This is a genomic window from Streptomyces sp. NPDC020362 (assembly GCF_040642095.1).
Classification (GTDB): domain Bacteria; phylum Actinomycetota; class Actinomycetes; order Streptomycetales; family Streptomycetaceae; genus Streptomyces.
In genome coordinates this window covers 1-2,973 of the sequence record NZ_JBFAET010000412.1, presented here as the reverse complement: position 1 = coordinate 2,973, position 2,973 = coordinate 1, and the positions used below count along the sequence as shown (strand labels likewise).

Here is a 2,973-nt window from a genome sequence, read left to right as displayed (position 1 = left end):
CTCGTAATCCGGTGGGGCCCGGCGACGCGGCGGGCCGCCGCGATAGGCGGAACGGCTCAGGTCAGTCCATGGGTGACAGCCTTTGTGTGTGTCTGACCGTTTTTGACCGCTTACGGGGTGTGACTCGGGCCACGCAGATTGGGCGTAACGCTCGTGGGAACTGCGCGATGACCTAAGAGGTGACAGCCGCGGAGGGAATACGGACGCCATGACAGGCGCTGTGCATCTCCCCGGCCCCCGCCCGCTCCGTCGGCCCATCCCCAGGCCGGTGGTCGGCTCCTGTCCGCTGTGGACGGGGCCGGAAGCCGTTTTCCAACGTTCCGAGAGGTTGTTCGTGTCGGCCAGCACATCCCGTACGCTCCCGCCGGAGATCGCCGAGTCCATCTCTGTCATGGCGCTCATTGAGCGGGGAAAGGCTGAGGGGCAGATCGCCGGCGACGATGTGCGTCGGGCCTTCGAAGCTGACCAGATTCCGGCCACTCAGTGGAAGAACGTACTGCGCAGCCTCAACCAGATCCTTGAGGAAGAGGGTGTGACGCTGATGGTCAGTGCAGCAGAGCCCAAGCGCACCCGAAAGAGCGTCGCAGCGAAGAGCCCGGCGAAGCGCACCGCCACCAAGACGGTCGCGGCGAAGACGGTGACCACCAGGAAGGCCACCGCCACCACGGCGGCCCCGGCTACGCCCACCGCTCCGCTCGCCGACGATCCCGCCGAGGAAGCCGCACCGGCCAAGAAGGCCGCCGCCAAGAAGACGACCGCCAAGAAGGCGGTCGCGAAGAAGACCGTCGCCAAGAAGACGGCCGCCAAGAAGACCGCGGCCAAGAAGGACGACGGCGAGCTGCTCGAGGAAGAGGTCCTCGAGGACACCAAGGTCGCCGACGAGCCCGAGGGCGCCGAGAGCGCGGGCTTCGTCCTGTCCGACGAGGACGAGGACGACGCGCCTGCCCAGCAGGTCGCCGCGGCCGGTGCCACGGCCGACCCGGTCAAGGACTACCTCAAGCAGATCGGCAAGGTCCCCCTGCTCAACGCCGAGCAGGAGGTCGAGCTGGCCAAGCGCATCGAGGCCGGTCTGTTCGCCGAGGACAAGCTCGCCAACTCCGACAAGCTCGCGCCGAAGCTCAAGCGTGAGCTGGAGATCATCGCCGAGGACGGCCGCCGCGCCAAGAACCACCTCCTGGAGGCCAACCTCCGTCTCGTGGTCTCCCTGGCCAAGCGGTACACCGGCCGCGGCATGCTCTTCCTGGACCTCATCCAGGAGGGCAACCTCGGTCTGATCCGCGCGGTCGAGAAGTTCGACTACACCAAGGGCTACAAGTTCTCCACGTACGCCACCTGGTGGATCCGTCAGGCCATCACCCGCGCGATGGCCGACCAGGCCCGCACCATCCGTATCCCGGTGCACATGGTCGAGGTCATCAACAAGCTCGCGCGCGTGCAGCGCCAGATGCTCCAGGACCTGGGCCGCGAGCCCACCCCGGAGGAGCTGGCCAAGGAGCTCGACATGACCCCCGAGAAGGTCATCGAGGTCCAGAAGTACGGCCGCGAGCCCATCTCCCTGCACACCCCGCTGGGTGAGGACGGCGACAGCGAGTTCGGCGACCTGATCGAGGACTCCGAGGCCGTCGTCCCCGCCGACGCTGTCAGCTTCACGCTTCTGCAGGAGCAGCTGCACTCTGTTCTGGACACCCTGTCCGAGCGCGAGGCCGGCGTCGTCTCCATGCGTTTCGGCCTCACCGACGGTCAGCCGAAGACCCTCGACGAGATCGGCAAGGTGTACGGCGTGACCCGTGAGCGGATTCGCCAGATCGAGTCCAAGACCATGTCGAAGCTGCGCCACCCGTCGCGTTCGCAGGTGCTGCGCGACTACCTCGACTAGGTCCCGGTCGTACGACGGCGAAGGCCCGGTTCCCCTCGCGGGAGCCGGGCCTTCGTGCTGCGCGCAGCCGCGCCCTGGATGACTCTGGGTTTCTCGGTATCACCCCAGAGTGAGGAGCTTGCATGCGCCGTTCCGTTGTCCGGACCTTGGTCCGGCCGCTGGCCCTGGCGGCCGCGACGACCGCCATACCCCTGATGGGAGCGGCCCCGGTGGCCGCCGACAGTGTCGTCGTCGGGGGGTTTCCGATTGACGTCTCCCAGGCCCCGTGGACGGTTGCCCTGTCCAGTCGTGCCCGGTTCGGGGGTACGCGGGCGGGGCAGTTCTGCGGTGGCGTGGCGGTCACGCGGACCACCGTGCTCACAGCGGCCCACTGTCTGGCCGAGGAGGTCCTGGGGGCGCCACCCGACCGTGTGTCCGACCTGAAGGTCATCGCAGGCCGAACCGACCTGCTCGCGGAAGGAGGCTCGGAGATCGCCGTACGGGACGCCCGGGTCAATCCGCGCTACGACGCCGAGGCCAACTCCGGTGACTATGCCGTGCTCACTCTTGCCGAACCGCTGCCGCAGAGCGCCGTCGTGGCCATGGCGTCCGCGGGCGATCAGGCGTACACATCCGGGACGGAAGCCCTGGTCTCCGGTTGGGGTGACACCTCCGGCGGCGGCGCCTATGCACGCCGACTGTACGGAGCGCACGTCCACGTGCTCGCCGACGACGTCTGCGCCCGCGCCTACCCGGGCGGCCCGGACGGCACCTACCAGGCCGAATCCATGCTCTGCGCCGGAGAGATAGCGGGCGGACCGGACTCCTGCCAGGGCGACAGCGGAGGCCCTCTGGTCGCCTCCGGGCGACTGATCGGGCTCGTGTCCTGGGGGAGCGGCTGCGGGCGTGCCGGCAGCCCCGGTGTCTACACGCGGGTGTCCGACATCGTCCGCACCCTGCCGTCGGCCGCCGCGGGGCCGCAACGGCCCCGCAAGGAGCCCTGAGGGGCTGGACGGGGGCGCGCCGCAGGCTCAGCCGGGAGCGGCGGGAAGGTCGTCGAGGAAGGCCGCCGTCGGCACGTGGAACAGACATCCGGTGACGGCCGTCGAGTAGTCGAG

At 68.9% G+C, this 2,973-nt stretch carries 2 protein-coding genes; both read left to right on the top strand.

The features are described from left to right. Positions 1–334: 334 nt before the first annotated feature. Entirely contained in the window at positions 335–1,876 is a 1,542-nt protein-coding gene (locus AB0H32_RS47625) for an RNA polymerase sigma factor (RefSeq protein ID WP_361135777.1), read from the top strand. Between the two features lie 122 nt (positions 1,877–1,998). Further along, positions 1,999–2,859 (top strand): serine protease, encoded by an 861-nt coding sequence (locus tag AB0H32_RS47620; protein WP_361135774.1) that lies wholly within the window; start codon positions 1,999–2,001, stop codon positions 2,857–2,859. The last annotated feature ends 114 nt before the right edge of the window (positions 2,860–2,973 follow it).

Excerpts from the sequence above, each read along its gene's own strand:
- AB0H32_RS47620 (WP_361135774.1), top strand. The coding sequence starts at position 1,999 with ATGCGCCGTTCCGTTGTCCGGACCTTGGTCCGGCCGCTGGCCCTGGCG.